At 57.0% G+C, this 805-nt stretch carries 1 protein-coding gene; it reads right to left on the reverse strand.

Annotated features, from left to right (window positions below; all coding sequences use genetic code 11):
- Positions 1–724: helix-turn-helix domain-containing protein (locus HMPREF3143_RS23610; protein WP_139145887.1), on the reverse strand; the 724-nt coding region annotated here is incomplete at its 3' end.
- Between the last annotated feature and the right edge of the window lie 81 nt (positions 725–805).

Below are 805 nucleotides of genomic sequence, written 5' to 3' on the forward strand. Positions count from 1 at the left end.
CCCGCCGGATACGCTCCGGTCTGACGCCCAGCTTTATCAGCCAGACGGCAAGGCGACTTAACCCGGCGATACCCGTCCCTGCGAAGGGCTGACCATTATCGGTTCTCAGAACGTCCGGCAGACCGTACTCCAGGAACGCCTCCGTCAGACAGTGCCTGACGAAGGGCTCGCTCTCACGGTCCGTTCCACGGCAGCTCAGCAGATACCGGCTGTGGTTGTCGGTCAGGGTGAAGGGATGACAGTACTCTCTGCTCAGCAGCCTGAACTTGCCTTTAAAATCAGCGCTCCAGACCTGATTGTTTTCACTGATGCTGGTCAGGGGCCGGCGATTCCCCGGCGTTCTGCGCTTTCTCTTTCTGTCTGGTACCAGGCCTTCGCGCTTGAGGATATCGCCGACAGTGCTGGCAGCAGGAACGGTAAAATCGACGTGATGATTGAGGAGCCACATCCGCAGTTTTTTCGGGCCCCAGTCAGGGTGTTTCTGACGCAGGGCAGTCAGGTGTCCGACGACCTCATCAGGAACCGTCCGGGAGTGAGAGCGTGGTGCGCGCGACCGGTCAGAGAGAGAGGACAGGTCAGAAGGGTCAAAACGCTGAAGCCATTTGTAGCCGGTTTTGCGGCTGATACCAAAAAGACGGCAAAGAGCGGAGAAGGAGTCCGTACCTGCATGGCAGGCACGGATAAAATCAAGGCGTTGCATAGGTCGGGTCTCAGTCCAGGGCATAGCGAGTCTCCTCTTCTATGCCAGTTATAACTGTTACCCATGTATCCGGTCTAAAGTGTTACCCATGTTTCCGGTTCATAC

The sequence above is a fragment of the Enterobacter sp. HMSC16D10 genome (genome assembly GCF_001807145.1).
GTDB lineage: Bacteria > Pseudomonadota > Gammaproteobacteria > Enterobacterales > Enterobacteriaceae > Enterobacter > Enterobacter roggenkampii.